Here is an 18,389-nt window from a genome sequence, read left to right on the forward strand (position 1 = left end):
AGAGCCGGCCTTCAGAGCCGCATCGCCTGCGGCGACTCGCGCAGCGCCGGGTCCGGGCCGTCGTACTCGCGGATGATCTCGTACCGGGTGTTGCGCTCCACCGGCCGGAACCCGGCCTCGCGGATCAGGTCGAGCAGGTCGTCCCGGGTGAGCTTGTTGGGCGTCCCGTAGTTGTCCGCGTCGTGCGTGATCTTGTACTCGACGACCGAGCCGTCCATGTCGTCCGCGCCGTGCTGGAGCGCGAGCTGGGTGGTCTGGAGACCGTGCATCACCCAGAAGCACTTCACGTGCGGCACGTTGTCGAAGAGGAGGCGGGAGACCGCGAAGGTCTTCAGGGCCTCCGCGCCGGTCGCCATCGTGGTGCGCGCCTGGAGGCGGTTGCGGACCTTGCCGTCCTTCATGTCCACGAAGTCGTGCTGGTAGCGCAGCGGGATGAAGACCTGGAAACCGCCGGTCTCGTCCTGGAGCTCGCGCAGGCGCAGTACGTGGTCGACGCGGTGGCGGGGCTCCTCGATGTGCCCGTACAGCATCGTCGAGGGGGTCTTGAGACCCTTCTCGTGGGCGAGGCGGTGGATCCGCGACCAGTCCTCCCAGTGGGTGGCGTGGTCGACGATGTGCTGACGGACCTCCCAGTCGAAGATCTCCGCACCGCCGCCGGTGAGCGATTCGAGGCCCGCCTCGATGAGCTCGTCGAGGATCTCGGACGCGGTCAGCCCCGAGATCGTCTCGAAGTGGTGGATCTCCGTCGCCGTGAACGCCTTCAGACCGACGTTCGGCAGCGCCTCCTTGAGGGCCTTCAGCGAACGCGGGTAGTAGCGCCAGGGCAGCGACGGGTGGAGCCCGTTGACGATGTGCAGCTCGGTGAGGTTCTCGCTCTCCATCGCCTTGGCGAGCTTGACGGCCTCCTCGATGCGCATCGTGTACGCGTCCTTCTCGCCCGGCTTGCGCTGGAACGAGCAGTACGCGCAGGACGCGGTGCACACGTTCGTCATGTTGAGGTGCCGGTTGACGTTGAAGTGGACGACGTCACCGTTCTTACGGGTGCGCACCTCGTGCGCGAGGCCGCCGAGCCAGGCCAGGTCGTCCGACTCGTAGAGCGCGATGCCGTCCTCGCGGGACAGCCGCTCACCGGCCCGGACCTTCGCCTCCAGCTCGCGCTTGAAGCCCACATCGGCGATGGACGCGGTCATGCGGCGGCCTCCCAAATATCTCCGTACACAGCCTCACCCACGTTACGCCCCCGACTACTCGGGCAATTCGCCGACCCGGTTCTCCCACTTGGTGGAGAGGACGATCGTCGTCCGGGTGCGCGAGACGCCCTTGGTGGAGCCGAGGCGGCGGATGGTCTTCTCCAGTCCGTCGACGTCCGAGGCGCGGATCTTGAGCATGTACGAGTCGTCGCCGGCGATGAACCAGCAGTCCTCGATCTCCTCCAGGTCGCGCAGCCGGCGGGCGACGTCCTCGTGGTCGGCGGCGTCGGAGAGCGAGATGCCGATGAGGGCGGTCACGCCGAGGCCGAGCGAGGCGGCGTTGACGGTGGCGCGGTAGCCGGTGATCACCCCGGCCGCCTCAAGACGGTTGATGCGGTCGGTGACGCTGGGCCCGGAGAGACCGACGAGCCGGCCGAGCTCGGCGTACGAGGCCCTGCCGTTCTCCCGCAGGGCCTGGATGAGCTGCCTGTCCACGGCGTCCATATGCCTGAAGCCTTCCATTGTTCAGCAATACCGCGAGTTTAGGTGTAGAATCTAAGGTACACAGGGTCGAGGCCCTGCGAATCATTCAGCTGCTTGCATCATTTTCCAGCAGATCAAAGACGATCTTTCAGGAGTGTCGACACCGTGTACACGATCGAGATGGCCTACGCCCGTATGCGCGAGCTTCAGGACCTGGCCAACCGCTCGCGTGCCCACCAGCCCACCGCGACGAAGCGCCGCGCTCCGAAGCGCGCCGCCAAGAAGCGCTAACCGGAAGGCCGAGAGCCTCCCCCTAGGTCTCGACTTCGCTCGACCTTGGGGGCACCCCCACCCAGCTCTCCCTCCCAACGGCGGTACAAGCTGTGCGGCACACCCGCCGCATCCAGCACCCGCCCCGCGACGAAGTCCACCAGATCCTGGATGTGCGTCGCCCCCGCGTAGAACGCCGGAGAGGCGGGCAGCACCACGGCGCCCGCCTCGTCCAGCGCCACCAGGTGCTTGAGCGTCTGCCCGTTCAGCGGCGTCTCCCGCACCGCGACCACCAGCCGGCGCCGCTCCTTGAGCGTCACGCTCGCGGCCCGCTGCAACAGGTCCTTCGAAAGCCCCAGCGCCACCCCGGCCACACAGGCCGTGCTGGCGGGCACGATCAGCATCCCCTTGACCGGGTACGACCCGGACGACGGCCCGGCGCCGAGATCACCGGCGCTCCAGTGCCGTACGCGCGCCACGTCCACCTCGAAGGTGCCCGGCTTCCCGTCCGCCCCCCGCGCCAGCCACGTCGCGAGATCCTCGCGCCAGTGCGCGTCACGGAAGGCGATCCCCGTCTCGTCGAGCAGCGTCAGCCGCGAGGCCCGCGAGACCACCAGGTCCACGCTCTCGCCCGCGTCCAGCAAGCCGCGCAGGACGGCGGCGGCGTACGGCGTCCCGGACGCGCCGGAGACCCCGACGACCCAGGGCGTGCGCGGCGCCGCCTCTCGCTGACTGTGTACGTTCACCTGCTCCACGTGTCCGAGCCTATCCGGCCATCCGGGGGCGGTAACGGTCACACCGAGAGCCCGCGCACCAGCAGGTCGAGGAGCGCGCAGACGAAGAGCGAGATCCCGATGAACCCGTTCGTGGTGAAGAACGCCCGGTTGAGGCGGGAGAGGTCGTGCGGCTTGACGATCGTGTGCTCGTAGACGAACGCCACCGCCACGACCACCAGGCCGATCCAGAAGAACGCCCCGGCGTCGGTCGCCAGCGCGTACCAGACGAGCAGCGCCGTGGTGACGACGTGACAGGCGCGCGCCCCGTACAGCGCGGCCGGGACGCCGAAGCGGGCCGGCACCGATTTCACGCCGTGGGCGCGGTCGGCCTGGACGTCCTGGCTGCCGAAGATCAGGTCGAACCCGCCGATCCAGACGCCGACGGCGAGCCCGAGGATCACCGCGTCCCCGGACCACTCGCCGGTGACGGCGAGCCAGGCGCCGACCGGGCCCATCGCCTGTGCGAGACCGAGGATCGCGTGCGGGAAGTTGGTGAACCGCTTCCCGTACGGATAGACGACCATCGGGATCACCGCGATCGGCGCGAGGGCCAGGCAGAGCGGGTTGAGCAGGGCGGCCGCGCCGAGGAAGACGACGACGGCGACGAGCGCGCCGGTCCAGGCCGAGCGCACGGTCACCGCGCCGGTGACCAGCTCGCGCGAGGCGGTGCGGGGATTGCGGGCGTCGATCTCGCGGTCGATGATCCGGTTGCAGGCCATCGCGAACGTCCGCAGCCCCACCATGGCGATGGTGACCAGGAGCAGCTTGCCCCAGTGGATGTCCTTGTCCAGCTGGAACATCGCAGTGAGGGCGGCGATGTAGGCGAAGGGCAGCGCGAAGACCGAGTGCTCGATCATGACCAGGCGCAGAAAGGCTTTGGTCCGGCCCGGCTGCGGAACCGCAGCGGCAGAAGCGCTCATCACTTGAGCCCGTACTCCTTCCAACGGCGGTCGACCTTCGCCGCCGTGTCCGGGTCCGACTCGACCATGTGCGGCCAGCCGCCGTCCCGGGTGTAGCCCTCCTCGGGCCACTTCGCGGTCGCGTCGATCCCCGCCTTGCCGCCCCAGAACTGCTGGTACGAGGCGTGGTCGAGGTGGTCGACCGGGCCCTCGACGACGGTGAGGTCACGGGCGTAGTCGGTGTTGCCGAGGGCCCGCCAGGACACCTCGTGCAGGTTGTGCACGTCGCAGTCGGCGTCGACGACCACGATGAGCTTGGTGAGCGACATCATGTGCGCTCCCCAGATCGCGTGCATCACCTTCTGCGCGTGCTTGGGGTACTTCTTCTCGATCGAGACGATCGCGCAGTTGTGGAAGCCGCCGGACTCCGGCAGGTGGTAGTCGACGATGTCCGGCACGATCACCTTGAGCAGCGGCAGGAAGAACCGCTCGGTGGCGCGCCCCAGCGGCCCGTCCTCGGTCGGGGGCCGCCCCACGACGATGGACTGGAGCAGCGGGCGCCGACGCATGGTCACACAGTCGATGGTGAGCGCCGGGAACGGTTCCTGCGGCGTGTAGAAGCCGGTGTGGTCCCCGAACGGCCCCTCGGGCAGCATCTCGCCGGGCTCCAGCCACCCCTCGATGACGACCTCGGCGTGCGCCGGGACCTGGAGCGGCACGGTCTTGCAGTCGACCATCTCGACGCGCCTGCCCTGGATGAACCCGGCGAGCATGTACTCGTCCATGTCGCCGGGCAGCGGCGCGGTGGAGGCGTACGTGACGGCGGGCGGGCATCCGAAGGCGATGGCGACGGGCAGCCGCTCGCCCTTCTTGGCCGCCACGGCGTAGTGGTTGCGGCTGTCCTTGTGGATCTGCCAGTGCATGCCGATGGTGCGCTTGTCGTGGCGCTGGAGCCGGTAGAGCCCGAGGTTGCGGACGCCGGTCTCGGGGTGCTTGGTGTGGGTGAGGCCGAGGTTGAAGAAGGACCCGCCGTCCTCCGGCCAGGTGAACAGGGCGGGGAGCGCGTCCAGATCGACGTCGTCGCCGGTGAGGACGACCTCCTGGACGGGGGCGTCCTTCACCTTCTTCGGGGGGACGTGGACCATCGAGCCGAGCTTGCCGAAGGCCTCCCTGACGCCGACGAAGCCGTGCGGGAGCTCGGGCTTGAGCAGCCCGCCGATCTTCTCGCTGATCTCCTCGTACGACGTGAGCCCGAGGGCCTTGAGGAGGCGGCGGTCGGTGCCGTACACGTTCATGGCCAAGGGCATCGCCGAACCCTTGACGTTCTCGAAGAGGAGCGCGGGCCCGCCGGCCTTGTTGACGCGGTCGACGATCTCCCCGACTTCCAGGTACGGGTCGACTTCGGCCTTGATGCGGATGAGGTCGCCCTCGCGCTCCAGCGCCCTCAGGAGCGAGCGAAGATCGTCATAAGCCATGGGGTCAAGTATCGGGCACCGGTTACCCTGGGCCGGTCACCGGGGCTGCCGGACGCCCCGCCGCCGTTCCCTGGGGGGACCACCCGAACATGCTCAGGTATCTGCCGTTCCTGCTGGTCCTGGCGCTGTGGATCTACGCGTTCATCGACTGTCTGAACACGCCGGAGGAGGAGGTGCGGGGCCTTCCCAAGGTGGTGTGGGTCATTGTGATCCTGCTCTTCGGCGAGGTGCTGATCGGCCCGGTCGCCTGGCTGTTCGCGGGCCGCCCTCGCCGCCCGGCCCCGGGCCCCACCTGGACGGCCCCGGACGACAACCCGGAGTTCCTGGCGAGCCTGAACCGGCCCCCGAAGGACGACCCACAGCCGTAGCGGGGTTTTAGCCCCCACCCCGCCCCTTCCCTGAACCCTCCGGGGGTGGGTGGGGGCGGAGGCGTCTCCCGGGGGCTACGCCCCGGACCCCGTTCATCTGCGAGTTGTCTGTGGCTGGTCGCGCAGTTCCCCGCGCCCCTAGAAGCGCCCCTTCGGGGCGCCCCGGGGATGCCGCGCAGCGGCATTCAAGGGGCGCGGGGAACTGCGCGACCAGCCCCCACCCACCCGCAGCCGAAGAACCAAGCCGCGCGGCTGAGCGCTTTCGGGGAGGGGCGGGGTGGGGGATTCGGGCCCGGAGGGCGCAGCCACCCGCACACGGACCCGCCGCCCTAACCCCCCGCGTACTCCCCCCGCAGCTCCTGCCACCGCCCCGACGCCCACGTCGACCACTCCTTCGGGCGGCCCGCCAAAGCGTCCGCCAGGAACTCGAAGTGGTTGTGCCACCCCGCCAGGCAGTCCAGCCGCAGCGCATCGTCCCCGGGGAACTCGTTGGTGAAGCGCAGCACCGTCGCCGACGGGGACGCGGGCTCCAGATGGAAGCGGATCCGGCCATGGAGATCGACCGTGTACTCGGCGACCCGATCGGGGTCCCACGCCGTGACGTGCCCGGAGTGCACCCCCTCCGGCCCCGCGTTCAGCCAGCGCAGCGTCACCGCACCGCCAAGACGCGGCTCCAGCACATCCGCCGCGCAGAGCCACCCGGGCAGGCCCTCGGCGGTGGCCACGGCCGCCCAGACCCGCTCCTGCGGGTGGGGCAGATGGAGCTCGTAGCGGAGGAGCCAGGCGCCGTCGTGGGTCTCACTGGTGCCATGAGGGATCACATCCGTCATGGCACCAGTGTCACCCGAACGGGCGCGCGGCGCCCGCGCACGCCGCGGTGAAGGGCTACACGCCCGCGTACGAGTGCTTGCCGTTCACGAAGATGTTGACGCCGTAGTAGTTGAAGAGCCAGCAACCGAAGGCCAGCAGCGCCAGCGTCGCGGCCTTGCGGCCCTTCCAGCCCGCCGTGGCGCGCGCGTGCAGGTAGCAGGCGTACGCGACCCAGGTGATGAAGGACCAGACCTCCTTGGGGTCCCAGCCCCAGTAGCGGCCCCACGCGTCGCCCGCCCAGATCGCGCCCGCGATGATCGTGAACGTCCAGAGCGGGAAGACCGCCGCGTTGACCCGGTACGCGAACTTGTCCAGGGAGGCCGCGGCGGGCAGCCGCTCCAGGACCGAGGTGGCGAAGTCGCCCGGCTTGCCGCCCTCCGCGAGCTTCGCCTCGTACCGGTCCCGGAAGAGGTACAGGATCGTGGCGACGGCGCCCACGTAGAAGACCGCGCCGCAGAAGATCGCGGTGGAGACGTGGATCCACAGCCAGTACGAGTGCAGGGCGGGAACCAACTGGTCGCTGGCGGTGTACAAGACAGTGACAGCGAGGCCGAGGTCGAGGAGGACCGAGGTGACCAGGGGAAGGCCCAGCCAGCGCACGTTCTTCTTCAGCGCGAGCAGCGTGACGTACACACCGACGGCGACAGTGGAGAAGGTGAGGTTGAACTCGTACATGTTGCCCCACGGCGCCCGCTGCACGGACAGCGCGCGGGTGAGCACACCGGAGAACTCGACGAGGAACGCGAGGACGGTGAAGGACACGGCGATACGGCCGTAGAGGTCGCCCTTCACATCGCCGCCCGCCGCGCCCGGCCCGTCGGGCACGTCGCGGTTGCCGGACGAGGAGCGGGTGACGACCTTGGGCCGTTCCAGCACCGCGGTGCCGCCGCCCTTCTTGGTGACCTGCACCTTCACCGTGCCCGAGTCCGCCGCCGAAGAGGCGTCGGCGGTGAGCGCGGCCGCGGTGCGGGCGACCTTGCTGCGGCTGCCGAGGATCCACTCCGCCATGTGCGCGAAGAAGGCCAGCAGATAGACCGCCATCGCCGAATAGATCAGGTAGTTACTGGTGTGCGCCAGGCTCTCGTTGGTTGTGGCGGCGAGCATCACTTCTCGGCCCCTTCAGCTTCGGCAGGTTCTGCCACCTGGTCCTTGGCGGGCTCAGGTGCGGGATCAGGCGCGGTCGGCGCCTCTGGAATGAGCGTGACCGCGAGATCGGCCAGCTCCTCGGGGAGCTTCGCGGACTCGCTCCGCCCAAGCCCCGCCATCTCGACGACGGTGACGCCGTCCTTACCGGGTACGGCGCGGACCCACACCCGGCGCCGCTGGATGAACAGCGAGCCGGCCAGGCCGGCGATCGCCAGGACCGAGCCGGTCAGGGCGAGGTCGTTGCCGGGCTGCTGGGAGATCTGGAAGCTCGCCCACTGCTTGATCCCGTCCTTGTCGAAGGTGATCGACCCGGCGCCCTCGGGAAGCGTCAGCGTCTCGCCGGGCAGCAGGGTCTTCTTGAGGACCTTGCCCTGGTCGTCCTTGAAGGGCTTCATCTTGTCGGTGTCGAGCTGGTACACGTTCTGCGGCAGCCCGGAGTTGACCCCGAGGCTTCCGTGGTACGCGCCGACGTTGAGGACGGGGAAGTCCAGCGCCGGGAACTGGGAGAACATCGTCCCGTTGCCCTTGCCGCCGTAGGTCGGCACGAAGAACGCGGCGAAGCCCAGCTGGTCCCACTTGCCCTTGGCGTCGGTGTAGCCGTCGTACACCTTGATCGCGCCGCTGGAGGAGATGTTGTTGTCGATGGGCAGCAGCGGCACGGCGCCGTGGAAGACGACCTTGCCGCGGCCGTCCTTGACGGTGACGGTCGGCGCGTAGCCGTGGGCCAGGAGGTAGACCTTGGAGCCGTCGACCACGAGCGGCTTGTTGACCTCGATGTCCTTCTTCTTCGGCTTGCCGTCGGCGCCCTCGGAGTAGGTGACGTGCGCCACGAACTCGCGGGCGGTGCCGAGGTTGGGCCCGCTGCGCTCGTACGTGGCGTCGAAGCGGTCCAGGGTGAAGCTGAACGGCGCGAGGTCGTCCGTCTTGAACAGCGAGCCGGACTTGAAGTCGTCGTACTGGGTGAGCGTGTTGGAGAACCCGTCGCCCTGGACGATCAGCTTGCCGCCCTCGGACTTGAAGAGCTGGCCGACGGCGAACGCCACCAGGATCAGGATCAGCGAGACGTGGAAGATCAGGTTTCCGGCCTCGCGGAGGTAGCCCTTCTCCGCGGCGACCGCGTCCCCGACGACGTGCGTACGGAAGCGGCGCTTCTTCAGCATCGCGGCCGCGGCCTCGCGCACCTGCTCCGGATCGGCCTCGGTGCGCCAGGTGGTGTACGCGGGCAGCCGGGTCAGCATCCGGGGCGCACCCGGCGGGCGGCCGCGCAGCTGGCCGACGAACTGCCAGGTGCGCGGGACGATGCAGCCGATGAGGGAGACGAACAGCAGGATGTAGATCGCGGAGAACCACACCGAGCTGTAGACGTGGAACATGCCGAGCTTCTCGTAGATCGGCGAGATCGTGTCGTGCCGCTTCTGGAAGTCGGCGACCTTCAGCTCGTCCACATTGGTCTGCGGGATCAGCGAGCCGGGGATCGAGCCGAGGGAGAGCAGCAGCAGCAGGACGAGGGCGACCCGCATCGAGGTCAGCTGCCGCCAGAACCAGCGCGCCCAGCCGAGCACGCCGATGCCGACGGGGCCGTTCGACAGGTCCTCGGCCGGGGCCGTGGAGAGCTGCGACCCGGCCGCGCCGAGTTCCTGCTCGTCGGCGGCCCGCTCGGCCTTGGTCGGTTCCGCCACCGTACGCGGCGCCTCTTCCGGGGCCGCTTCGGTCTTGCTCATGTTCAGACACCCACCTGGAAGCCGTTGGACCACACCTGCACCTGCTGGATGAGCTCCGCCCAGGCCCCGGTGAGCAGCAGCAGACCGGTCGCGATCATCATCACGCCTCCGGTGCGCATCACCCACGCGTAGTGCCGCTTCACCCAGCCGAAGGCGCCGAGGGCCTTGCGGAAGGCGACCGCCGCCAGCACGAACGGCAGTCCGAGACCGGCGCAGTAGGCGACGGTCAGTATGGCTCCGCGGCCGGCGCTCGCCTGGTCCATGGCCAGCACGTTCACCGAGGTGAGCGTCGGCCCCAGGCACGGCGTCCAGCCGACGCCGAAGAGGGCGCCGAGTATCGGCGCCCCCGCGAGCCCGGTCACCGGCCGCTTGTGGAACCGGAATTCGCGCTGGGTGAGCCAGGGCATCAGGCCCATGAAGAAGACGCCCATCAGGATCATCAGCACGCCGAGGATCTTGGAGAGCGTGTTGTTGTGGTCCTGGAGCGTCTGGCCGAAGAAGCCGAACAGGGCCCCGCCGGAGACGAAGACGGCGGTGAACCCGAGGACGAACAGACTCGCCCCGGCGACCATCCGGCCGCGCTTGGCCTCCGCGAGATCGGTGCCGGTGACCCCCGTGACGTAACTGAGGTAGCCGGGCACCAGCGGCAGGACGCAGGGCGAGAAGAACGAGATCAGCCCGCCGAGCACGGCGACCGGCAGGGCGACGAGCAGGGCCCCGCTCAGGACCGTGTCGTTCACACCGGGCGTCGCCTGGGCGGCGAGTGTCGACTGCGCGGCGAGTACGGTCAGGGACGCGTCCACGGAATCACTTCTCCGCGATCAGCGGGTCGATCATCTGGTGGAGCTTCTTGTCGTCGAGCGCCATCAGCGCCCGGGCCGCGATCTTTCCGTCCTTGTCGAGCACGATGGTCGACGGAATGGCCTGCGGATTCAGGCTTCCCTTCGGGAAGCGGAGAATGAGCTTGCCGATCGGGTCGTACAGACTCGGATAGTCCGCGTCGAATTGCTTCTCGAACGCGACGGCCGGGCCCTTGTCGGTGTCGCGGGTATTGATTCCCACGAACTCGACGCCCTTCGAGCGGGTTTCCTTGGCGACCTTGCTGAGATAGGGCGCCTCGGCCCGGCAGGGCGCGCACCACGAGCCCCACACATTCAGCACGACGACCTTGCCCTTGAGATCGGCGACGTCGAGCTGCTTGCCGTCGACGGTCTCGCCGGAGAGCTTGGGCGCGGCGTGGCGGCCGCTCTTGGCGACGGTGGAGATGCCGCCGGTTCCGGTGACGAACTTGGTGTCGCCCGAGCCGCCGGACGTGCCACCGGAGCCGCACGACGTGAGGGTCAGCGCACCGGTGGCCGCGACTGCCGTGACCAGCAGGAAGGCGCGGCGACGGGAAAGGGCAGGACTCACGGACATGTGAAAAGTTTCGCATGACCGTTTGGGGGATCTTGGGCACCCCCCTGAGTGCCCGTAAAGACCCTTGTCAAGGCCGCCTAAAGAGCCGCGCCGCGCACGCGTAGTGCCTGCTCCGCGCCTCACGCCTGCTGGAGGAACGTGTTCCAGCCACCGGCGGGCTTCTGGCCGACCCCCAGCGTACGCAGCTTCGCGAGGACCTTCGGGTCCTGGACGTCGAGCCAGTCGCAGTACTGCCGGAAGGAGACCAGGCGTACGTCCTTCTTGCCCGCCATCCCCTTCAGGGCCTCCTCGACGGCGTCCATGTAGATGCCGCCGTTCCACTGCTCGAAGTGGTTGCCTATGTAGAAGGGCGCGCGATTCGTCTCGTAAGCGCGCTTGAATCCCTGGAGATACGCCTCGGTGGCCTGCTTGCGCCAGCCCGGGTAGTTCGCCGGCGGCGCCTTGGTCGAATTCTTCGACTGATTGGCGAGGATGTTGTAGTCCATCGAGAGGACCTGGAAGGAGTGCCCCGGGAAGGGAATCTGCTGGAGCGGCAGGTCCCACATGCCGTGGCGCTTGACCGGCCAGACCTGGGTGCCGCCGGGCGAGGAGGCGTCGTAGCGCCAGCCGAGCTTCTGCGCGGTCGGCAGCAGGTTGTCCTGGCCGAGCAGACACGGGGTGCGGCCGCCCACGAGCTCGCGCTTGTAGTCGAACGGCAGCGGGTCCTCGTCGGTCCAGCCGGTGTTGGTCTTCCAGTTGGTGACGAACGACATCGCCTGGTCGATCTCGCTCTGCCACTGGGCCGGGGTCCAGTTGCCGACGGTGCCGCGGCCGGAGCAGAAGTGGCCGTTGAAGTGCGTGCCTATCTCATGGCCCTCGTTCCAGGCCCGGCGCACGTTGGTGAGGGTCGCCTTGACGTGGTCGTCGCTGAGGTAGCCGATGTCCGAGGCGCCGACCTTGTTGTTCGGCGGCTGGTAGAGCCGCTTCTTCGACTCGGGCAGCAGGTAGAGCCCGGAGAGGAAGAAGGTCATCGCGGCGCCGTGGTCCTTGGCGAGGTCCAGGAAGCGCGGGAAGAGGCCGTTGCCGACCTCGCCGGCGCCGTCCCAGGAGAAGACCACGAACTGCGGCGGGGTCTGACCGGGTTCGAGGGGGACGGGCTTGGCGGGCTGGTGCGGCTGCTTGCCGGTGTCGGCGGTGGAGCCGTCGCCGATGAGCTTGGCGTCCGCCTTCTTGCCGGAGCCCTGGGCGCCCTTGCCGTTGCCGTTGCCGGCCTTGCCGCCGTCCGAGTCGCCGCCGCAACCGGCCACACCGACTGCCGCGGCGGCCCCCAGTCCCAGCCCGAGCATTCCCCTTCGACTGATCCCACGCATAACCGTTCGTCCCCATCGCATCGTCGTCCCCGGTGTCCACACCGGCCACAGCCTGTGGACATCACCTGAGATGCCTGTGGGTGCGCGATGGTTCCGTACGGTCATACAAATCTTCGCAAATCGTACGGGTCGTCAGTTTTCTTGCACGCAGGGTGACAAGGCGGTGACGGCCCCCTGCGCCCCTGGATGCCCAGGGGCGCACGGAACTGCGCGAGCAACCCAGCACGGCCCGCGGACAACGCACTCCGTTCAAAGGCGAAGCCCTAGGCGCCGAACGCCTTCGACTTCCCCTGAACCGGCTTGGCGCCCGCCAGCAAGTGCGCCGGGACCAGATCGCGGGCGGGCTCGCTGTAGCCCACCGAGACGATCTTGTCGCCCCGGTACGTGAACGACGTCAGCGAGGCGAGCGTGCACTGCCGCTTGCGCGGGTCGTGCCACAGCCGCCGCCGCTCCACGAACGAGCGCACGGTCCAGATCGGCAGCTGGTGGCTGACCAGGACCGCCTCGTGGCCGCGGGCCGCGTCGCGCGCCGCGTCGAGGGCGCCCATCATCCGTACGACCTGCTCGACGTACGGCTCGCCCCAGGACGGGCGGAACGGGTTGGTGAGGTGCTTCCAGTTGGCGGGCTTGCGCAGGGCGCCGTCGCCGACGCCGAACGTCTTGCCCTCGAAGACGTTGCCCGCCTCGATCAGCCGCTCGTCGGTGCCGAGGTCGAGGCCGTGCGCCTTGGCGATCGGGGTGGCCGTCTCCTGGGCGCGCTCCAGCGGGGACGCCACGACGTGCGTGATGTCGCGGCCCGCCAGGTGCTCGGCGACCCGGTCGGCCATCTGCCGGCCGAGCTCGGAGAGGTGGTAGCCGGGGCGGCGGCCGTAGAGCACGCCGTCGGGGTTGTGGACCTCGCCGTGCCGCATCAGATGGACGACGGTGATGTCCTCGGGGTGCTGGCTCATGCGGTGGCCTCCGCTGCGGCACGGGCGGCGGCGGGCAGCGCGGCCGCGATGCGCTCGATCGCGCGCTCGTCGTGGGCGGTCGAGACGAACCAGGACTCGAAGGCGGACGGCGGCAGGTAGACGCCGTTCGCCAGCATCGCGTGGAAGAAGGCGGTGAAGCGGAAGGCTTCCTGCTTCTTCGCGTCCTCGTAGTCGCGCACCTCGTCGGGGGTGAAGAAGACGGAGAACATGTTGCTCGCCGTCTGGAGCCGGTGGGCGACGCCCTCCTTGCTCAGTGCGGCCGTGACGAGCCCCTGGATCTCGCTGGAGACCGCGTCGACCTTCTCGTACGCGGCGTCGTCGAGCAGCCGCAGCTGGGCGAGGCCCGCGGCGGTGGCGATCGGGTTCCCGGAGAGGGTGCCCGCCTGGTAGACGGGTCCGGCCGGGGCGAGGTGGGCCATCACGTCGGCGCGGCCGCCGAAGGCCGCGGCGGGGAAGCCACCGCCCATGACCTTGCCGAAGGTCATGAGGTCGGGCTTGACGCCGTCGACGCCGTACCAGCCCGCCTTGCTGGTCCGGAAGCCGGTCATGACCTCATCGGAGATGAAGAGCGCGCCGTTCTTGGCGCAGGCGGCCTTCAGCCCGGCGTTGAAGCCGTCCGCCGGGGGCACGACGCCCATGTTGCCGGGCGAGGCCTCGGTGATCACACAGGCGATCTCGCCCGGGTGGGCGTGGAAGGCCGCGTGGACCGCGTCCAGATCGTTGTACGGGAGCACGATCGTGTCGCCGGCCTGGGCGCCGGTGACGCCCGGGGTGTCCGGCAGCCCGAACGTGGCCACGCCGGAACCGGCGGCGGCGAGCAGCGCGTCGACATGACCGTGGTAGCAACCGGCGAACTTGATCACCTTGGCGCGGCCGGTGAAGCCGCGGGCGAGCCGGATCGCGGACATGGTCGCCTCGGTGCCCGAGGACACCAGGCGGACCTGCTCGACGGGCTCGATCCGGGCGACGATCTCCTCGGCGAGCGCGACCTCGCCCTCACCGGGCGTACCGAAGGAGGTGCCGCGCGCGACGGCCTCCTGCACGGCGGCGATCACGTCCGGGTGCGAGTGCCCGAGGATCATCGGACCCCAGGAACACACCAGGTCGACGTACTCGCGCCCGTCGGCGTCGGTCAGATAGGGCCCCGTACCGGACACCATGAACCGGGGCGTACCGCCCACGGCGCGGAAGGCACGGACGGGGGAGTTCACGCCGCCGGGCGTCACGAGGGACGCGCGGTCGAATAGCGTCTGCGAAACTGGGGCGTCGTATTCGTACGGATAGCTCACACAGGCCATGGTGGCAGAGGCCCGGACGTTCTTGCGGACAGGTGTTTCACCGCACCCCGGCGGGGGAGGTCACTGACACGATGATCGGGTTGCGCGGCGGGGGTCGCGCCGTCTACAAAGCAGTCGGGCTACAAGCAATCGGGTGAAAGATATGCATCGCGGTGGCGGACTGGGCGAGGGGACCGATGACCGGGGTCCCGAGCGCGCCCGTCGGCGGGGACGGCACCGGCGCGACGCGGAGGAACGGATCGAACGGATCGACCGCGTCACGGGTCCGGGAAACGGGAGTGGCCGAGTGGGGGTGACCTACAAGTACTTCGGCGCGCCCGACGGAGCCACCGCGGCCCGGGTGCCGATCTCGATGCGCCCCGAGGAGCTCGGCGGCGACGAGCTGGGCATGGGCGGCATGTTCACCAAGATCAAGCCGGAGACGGTGGCCGCGATGGTCCTCACCGGCATCCAGGGCATACCGCTGCACAAGGTCCCCCCGCTGGAGCTGGTGGTCCTCCACCCCGACTACGCGGTGGTCAAGCTCCCGATGACGGTCGTGGACCCGCTGCGGGGCGTCGGCGAGGAGACGGTGGGCGCGGCGGCCTTCATCTGGTCCACGGTCCCGGACCGCGGCGGCCCGCGCGACGCGTTCAACGTGTACCAGCTGCTGCACGAGTGGCAGGACTTTTCTGTGCGGCTGCATGAGGCTGGGCATCAGCCGTACTGCCTGGTGTGGCCGTAAGGGGCGCCACCGGCTCCCGGTAGCGCCCCTCCCCCACGCGGCATCCGCAGCCGCGGCCCTCAGCCCCGCTTCTTCCGGGGCGCGGACCCGGTGATCCGCTCCCCCGCCCGCAGTCGCGTGCTCGCCGCCCCGATCGCGCCGCCGATCAGCAGGGACAGCCACGTCGGCGCCCCCAGAGCGATGCAGAGCAGTGCCGCGCCTGTCAGGACTGCCAGGAGGAGGGTCAAGTCGACCGCTGCCACCCGACGGTTTCCCGGCTCGCCCGACCAGCCCAGTACCGACCGTCCCCGGCTCATGACAGTTGGCCCATCAAGCAACCCGCCACCGCCACCGACACGTACCCCCACGGGCCGCCCGCGAACTTCACCATCCGCAGGCCCGCCCTCGCGCGCTGGATGTTGACCGAGACGTGGTGGGACTGGACCGGGACGTACGCGGCCAGGGCTCCCACGCCGCACTTCTTCGCGGCGCTCTTGACCTTCTTGCCGATCCGCTTCCAGTTCCAGCTGAACGGGTTCCACCAGGGGTCGGCCACGACCGGGAACGCCGTGGTCGCGTCGAACGAGACCAGTTGGATCAGCGTGTCGCCCTCCACGCGGTACGACGTCGGGACCGGCTTGCCCGTCGCGTCCTTCGCCCACGGCGCGTTGATCGGGGCCACCGGCTCGTCCGGGTTCGCCGGGACGATCACCACCGAGCCGTCCGGCTCCTGGCGGAGCTTCGCGCCCGGGGGGAGGTCCACCGGGACCCGGTACTCGCGGGGCGCCTGGGCGTTCTTGATGATCTGGAGCGTACGGCTGCCGCCCTCCGGGGTGGGCTGGACGACCGTGTCGACCGGGGACGCGGCGTCCGCGTGGACGACGCTGCCGTTGACGTTGACGCCCCGCTGCTTCCGCGCGCCCGAGCCGATGCCCACCGCCGCGATGTCGTCCGGCTTCACCTCGATCCTGCCGTTCGCGTCCCACGGGACGGTGACCGTGCCCGTCGCCGCCTCCGCTATCGCCGCGAAGTCAGAGGTACTCGTCGTCGCCGGGGCCACGTCCGCCGCCTCCAGCGCCGCGTTCGCCGCGCCGAACGCGTCGATCGCCGCGCCCGGCTTCCACGCCGTGTCCACGGTGAACGTCACCGGGTCCGACCAGCCGTTGGCGTAGTGCTGGCGGTCGTACGTCGTCGTACGGAAAGTGTACGCGCGGCCGGTGGCCAGCTTGCCCGCCGGGACCTTGGCCGACGCGGTCGAACCGGAGCGTACGAACGGGGAGTTGAACAGGGCCACGACCTCGCCCGTCGCCTTGTCCTTCACCTCGAAGGTGCCCTGGACCTCGTCGTCCTCGTTCACGTCCTGCGTCGTGAACCTCAGCGTCGGCGTCAGGCTGTTGACCTTGTAGACGCCGCCCTCGCTGTAGAAGGGCGTACCCGCCTGGAGGTTGGTGCCCGTCTTCGGGCGGTAGTTGAAGGTGACCGTGAGCTGCGGGATCTTGTCCTCGGTGGCCTCCGAGGAGTAGAAGCGCTTCCAGGCGTACGTGTCCGACTCGTCGGCCGCCTTCAGCGCCACCGAACCCGTCGCCGCCTTGGCGCTCGCCCAGGTCTTGGCGAGCTCGGTGACATCCGCGCTCACCCGGCCCGCGTTGCCGCACGCGGTGCTGCGGGTCTCCGTCGAGGTCGCCATCTTCTGCTTGAGCGCGGGCTGCTTGGTCCAGCGGCTGCCCGTGTCGGCCGGGTCGGCCGCCCACACCTCCCAGCCGCGCTTCTCGCACGACCAGGAGTGGTAGTTGTACAGCGCCAGCTTGGCGTCGGTGACCAGGGCGTCCGCGAACTGGCCGGTCTCCCAGGTGATGAAGGAGCGCGCGGTGCGCTTGGTGGTGCCCGAGTGGTCGCCGGGCCAGCCCAGCTCGTCGACCTGCGCGTCCCACATCACCGGCGCGGGCATCGTGGCGACCCGCTCGCCGCTCTCGCAGTCGGTGAACGCCACGGATCCGTCCGCCTGCTGAGTGGCCGTCAGACCCGGGATGCGCAGCGGCAGCGTCATCGGCGCGGCGCCGTCGGCGGGCCGCTCCTTGAGGTTCAGATACTGCTCGAAGCCGGTACGGGTGGCGTCGACGACCAGGTCGGCGCCGGGGACGGCATTGGGGTAGGTGGCCCGGGGGCCGTCCAGGACCGGCGCGGGCAGCCCGCCCTTCCACTGGACGCCGATCTTCCGGCTGCCCGCGCCGAGGGTGATCAGATCGCGCGCGGCCGAGGCCGGGGCCTGGGCTGCGGCCTTCGCCGACCGGGCCCTGGCCCCGCCGGGACCGGCCAGACGCAGCCCGCCGGGGTGCGCCTCGGCCTCCACCGCGCCGTCCGCCCGCCTGTTCAGCGTGGCGTCCACGTCGACCCACTTGCCGTCCCGCATCATCCGTACGGGCCCGCCGCTCAGTGTCGTGGTGAGGGTGCCCTCCGGGTTCGCCCAGGTCGTGGACGTCTCGGTCCTGCGGTCCAGGACCTCCACCCGGTGGCCGTACACCTGCGCGGCGAGCAGCGCCGAGTCGGCCGCGACGGCTTCCTTCACCGGAGGTCCGACGGGGTTCTTCGCCCGTACGGCGTCGAGCAGTTCGGCCGGTGTGGCGGCGCCCTCCGGCCCACCCTCGTCGGCCACGGCCGGGGCGGCCGCCCCGAGCAGGGCGAGTGCGGTGAGCGTGGAAATCCCGCCCGCGGCAACGGATCTGGAACGCCCGCGGCGTAGCGACATGCACGGTCCTCGTGATCACGATCCGCCCCCTGAGCGCCCGTCAGTCATCCGCGGGGGCGCGACGGAAGACCAGGGGAGCAAGATCCGGTTTCAACTACCGAGCAAGATCCAAGCGTAGGTAAAGCAATGGCAAACAGAGACTAAAGTCCCCTGTCGGGGGGGCGGTCGTCCCGGGTCGTACTCCCCCTGGAGGTTCCTCCATCGGATATCTCATCTGCGATGTGCATACACCCAAAGCATCTGTAAATGCGGCCTGATCTGGCCTATCTTGTGGCACATGCAGTCCTACACGATCGGCCAGGCCGCCCGCCTGCTCGGGGTCAGCCCCGACACCGCCCGCCGCTGGGCGGACGCGGGCCGCGTCGCCACCCACCGCGACGACAGCAGCCGCCGTCTCATCGACGGCCGCGACCTGGCCGCGTTCTCCGTCGAGGTCGCCCAGAACGGCACCGGCGAGGACGACGTCTCGTACACCTCCGCCCGCAACGCCTTCCCGGGCATCGTCACCGCCGTGAAGCTCGGCGACGTCGCCGCCCAGGTCGAGATCCAGGCCGGTCCCCACCGGCTGGTCTCGCTGCTCACCCGGGAGGCCGTCGAGGAGCTGGGACTCGAAGTCGGCATGCAGGCCACCGCCCGCGTGAAGTCGACCAGCGTGCACATCGACCGCGCTTAAGCACACCGCTCAGGACACACCCACGCGGGGACGTC

Annotated in this window: 19 protein-coding genes; 4 read left to right on the forward strand and 15 right to left on the reverse strand. The window is 69.7% G+C overall.

What is annotated here, in order from left to right; translation table 11 throughout:
• Positions 1-11: 11 nt before the first annotated feature.
• Together mqnE and QIY60_RS10435 are read right to left on the reverse strand one after the other, a co-directional pair.
• A complete protein-coding gene (gene mqnE / locus QIY60_RS10430) occupies positions 12-1,190 on the reverse strand; it encodes an aminofutalosine synthase MqnE (protein ID WP_283142145.1) in 1,179 nt (392 codons plus the stop codon).
• A 54-nt stretch (positions 1,191-1,244) separates the two neighbouring features.
• Positions 1,245-1,694, reverse strand: coding sequence for an Lrp/AsnC family transcriptional regulator (locus QIY60_RS10435; RefSeq protein WP_067160265.1), 450 nt, complete (start codon positions 1,692-1,694; stop codon positions 1,245-1,247).
• 144 nt (positions 1,695-1,838) lie between these two features.
• Between QIY60_RS10435 and QIY60_RS10440 the strand changes: the two genes are divergently transcribed.
• Entirely contained in the window at positions 1,839-1,964 is a 126-nt protein-coding gene (locus tag QIY60_RS10440; RefSeq protein WP_283146147.1) for a hypothetical protein, read from the forward strand.
• Here QIY60_RS10440 and QIY60_RS10445 read toward each other — a convergent pair.
• Genes QIY60_RS10445 through QIY60_RS10455 form a run of 3 tightly spaced genes read right to left on the reverse strand, consistent with a single transcriptional unit; the run spans position 1,961 to position 5,093 of the window.
• A complete protein-coding gene (locus QIY60_RS10445) occupies positions 1,961-2,698 on the reverse strand; it encodes a UbiX family flavin prenyltransferase (RefSeq protein WP_283142146.1) in 738 nt (245 codons plus the stop codon). The two genes, QIY60_RS10440 and QIY60_RS10445, sit on opposite strands and share 4 nt — an antisense overlap.
• A 38-nt stretch (positions 2,699-2,736) precedes the next feature.
• Positions 2,737-3,639: a menaquinone biosynthesis prenyltransferase MqnP gene (gene mqnP / locus QIY60_RS10450; RefSeq protein ID WP_283142147.1), complete on the reverse strand. Its 903-nt coding sequence runs from the start codon at positions 3,637-3,639 to the stop codon at positions 2,737-2,739.
• Complete coding sequence (locus QIY60_RS10455) at positions 3,639-5,093, reverse strand: menaquinone biosynthesis decarboxylase (RefSeq protein WP_283142148.1); 1,455 nt, start codon at positions 5,091-5,093, stop codon at positions 3,639-3,641. Before QIY60_RS10455 ends, mqnP begins: the two co-directional genes overlap by 1 nt.
• Before the next feature lie 89 nt (positions 5,094-5,182).
• Between QIY60_RS10455 and QIY60_RS10460 the strand changes: the two genes are divergently transcribed.
• Entirely contained in the window at positions 5,183-5,461 is a 279-nt protein-coding gene (locus tag QIY60_RS10460) for a PLD nuclease N-terminal domain-containing protein (RefSeq protein ID WP_283142149.1), read from the forward strand.
• 329 nt (positions 5,462-5,790) lie between these two features.
• On the opposite strand, the gene QIY60_RS10465 is transcribed toward QIY60_RS10460, so the two are convergent.
• The 8 genes from QIY60_RS10465 to hemL all read right to left on the reverse strand — a co-directional run bounded on the left by QIY60_RS10465 (position 5,791) and on the right by hemL (position 14,232).
• Positions 5,791-6,291: an SRPBCC domain-containing protein gene (locus QIY60_RS10465; RefSeq protein ID WP_283142150.1), complete on the reverse strand. Its 501-nt coding sequence runs from the start codon at positions 6,289-6,291 to the stop codon at positions 5,791-5,793.
• 55 nt (positions 6,292-6,346) lie between these two features.
• Positions 6,347-7,438 carry a c-type cytochrome biogenesis protein CcsB gene (ccsB, locus tag QIY60_RS10470; RefSeq protein ID WP_283142151.1) on the reverse strand — a complete coding sequence of 364 codons (1,092 nt, stop codon included), beginning with the start codon at positions 7,436-7,438 and terminating at the stop codon, positions 6,347-6,349.
• Complete coding sequence (locus tag QIY60_RS10475; protein WP_283142152.1) at positions 7,435-9,198, reverse strand: cytochrome c biogenesis protein ResB; 1,764 nt, start codon at positions 9,196-9,198, stop codon at positions 7,435-7,437. Before QIY60_RS10475 ends, ccsB begins: the two co-directional genes overlap by 4 nt.
• Positions 9,199-9,200: 2 nt before the next feature.
• Positions 9,201-9,989 carry a cytochrome c biogenesis protein CcdA gene (locus QIY60_RS10480; protein ID WP_283145889.1) on the reverse strand — a complete coding sequence of 263 codons (789 nt, stop codon included), beginning with the start codon at positions 9,987-9,989 and terminating at the stop codon, positions 9,201-9,203.
• 16 nt (positions 9,990-10,005) lie between these two features.
• Positions 10,006-10,614 (reverse strand): TlpA disulfide reductase family protein, encoded by a 609-nt coding sequence (locus QIY60_RS10485; RefSeq protein ID WP_283142153.1) that lies wholly within the window; start codon positions 10,612-10,614, stop codon positions 10,006-10,008.
• 119 nt (positions 10,615-10,733) lie between these two features.
• The gene (locus tag QIY60_RS10490) at positions 10,734-11,963 is read right to left on the reverse strand and encodes a hypothetical protein (protein ID WP_283142154.1); all 1,230 of its coding nucleotides are present in this window, start codon (positions 11,961-11,963) and stop codon (positions 10,734-10,736) included.
• 263 nt (positions 11,964-12,226) lie between these two features.
• Positions 12,227-12,913 carry a histidine phosphatase family protein gene (locus QIY60_RS10495; protein ID WP_283142155.1) on the reverse strand — a complete coding sequence of 229 codons (687 nt, stop codon included), beginning with the start codon at positions 12,911-12,913 and terminating at the stop codon, positions 12,227-12,229.
• The gene (gene hemL / locus QIY60_RS10500) at positions 12,910-14,232 is read right to left on the reverse strand and encodes a glutamate-1-semialdehyde 2,1-aminomutase (protein ID WP_283142156.1); all 1,323 of its coding nucleotides are present in this window, start codon (positions 14,230-14,232) and stop codon (positions 12,910-12,912) included. The genes QIY60_RS10495 and hemL overlap by 4 nt, the downstream gene beginning before the upstream one ends.
• 142 nt (positions 14,233-14,374) lie before the next feature.
• Between hemL and QIY60_RS10505 the strand changes: the two genes are divergently transcribed.
• Positions 14,375-14,956: a hypothetical protein gene (locus QIY60_RS10505; protein WP_079125728.1), complete on the forward strand. Its 582-nt coding sequence runs from the start codon at positions 14,375-14,377 to the stop codon at positions 14,954-14,956.
• A gap of 59 nt (positions 14,957-15,015) precedes the next feature.
• Here the strand turns inward: QIY60_RS10505 and QIY60_RS10510 are convergent, their stop codons facing one another.
• Positions 15,016-15,198: a hypothetical protein gene (locus tag QIY60_RS10510; RefSeq protein ID WP_283142157.1), complete on the reverse strand. Its 183-nt coding sequence runs from the start codon at positions 15,196-15,198 to the stop codon at positions 15,016-15,018.
• Positions 15,199-15,248: 50 nt separating this feature from the next.
• Positions 15,249-17,681 carry a DNRLRE domain-containing protein gene (locus QIY60_RS10515; RefSeq protein ID WP_283142158.1) on the reverse strand — a complete coding sequence of 811 codons (2,433 nt, stop codon included), beginning with the start codon at positions 17,679-17,681 and terminating at the stop codon, positions 15,249-15,251.
• A 277-nt stretch (positions 17,682-17,958) separates the two neighbouring features.
• Here QIY60_RS10515 and QIY60_RS10520 point away from each other — a divergent pair, with 277 nt between their 5' ends.
• Positions 17,959-18,354, forward strand: a complete 396-nt coding sequence (locus QIY60_RS10520; protein ID WP_283142159.1) for a helix-turn-helix transcriptional regulator — start codon at positions 17,959-17,961, stop codon at positions 18,352-18,354.
• The last annotated feature ends 35 nt before the right edge of the window (positions 18,355-18,389 follow it).

This window comes from Streptomyces sp. BPTC-684 (assembly GCF_030028635.1).
GTDB classification, from domain to species: Bacteria; Actinomycetota; Actinomycetes; order Streptomycetales; family Streptomycetaceae; genus Streptomyces; species Streptomyces noboritoensis.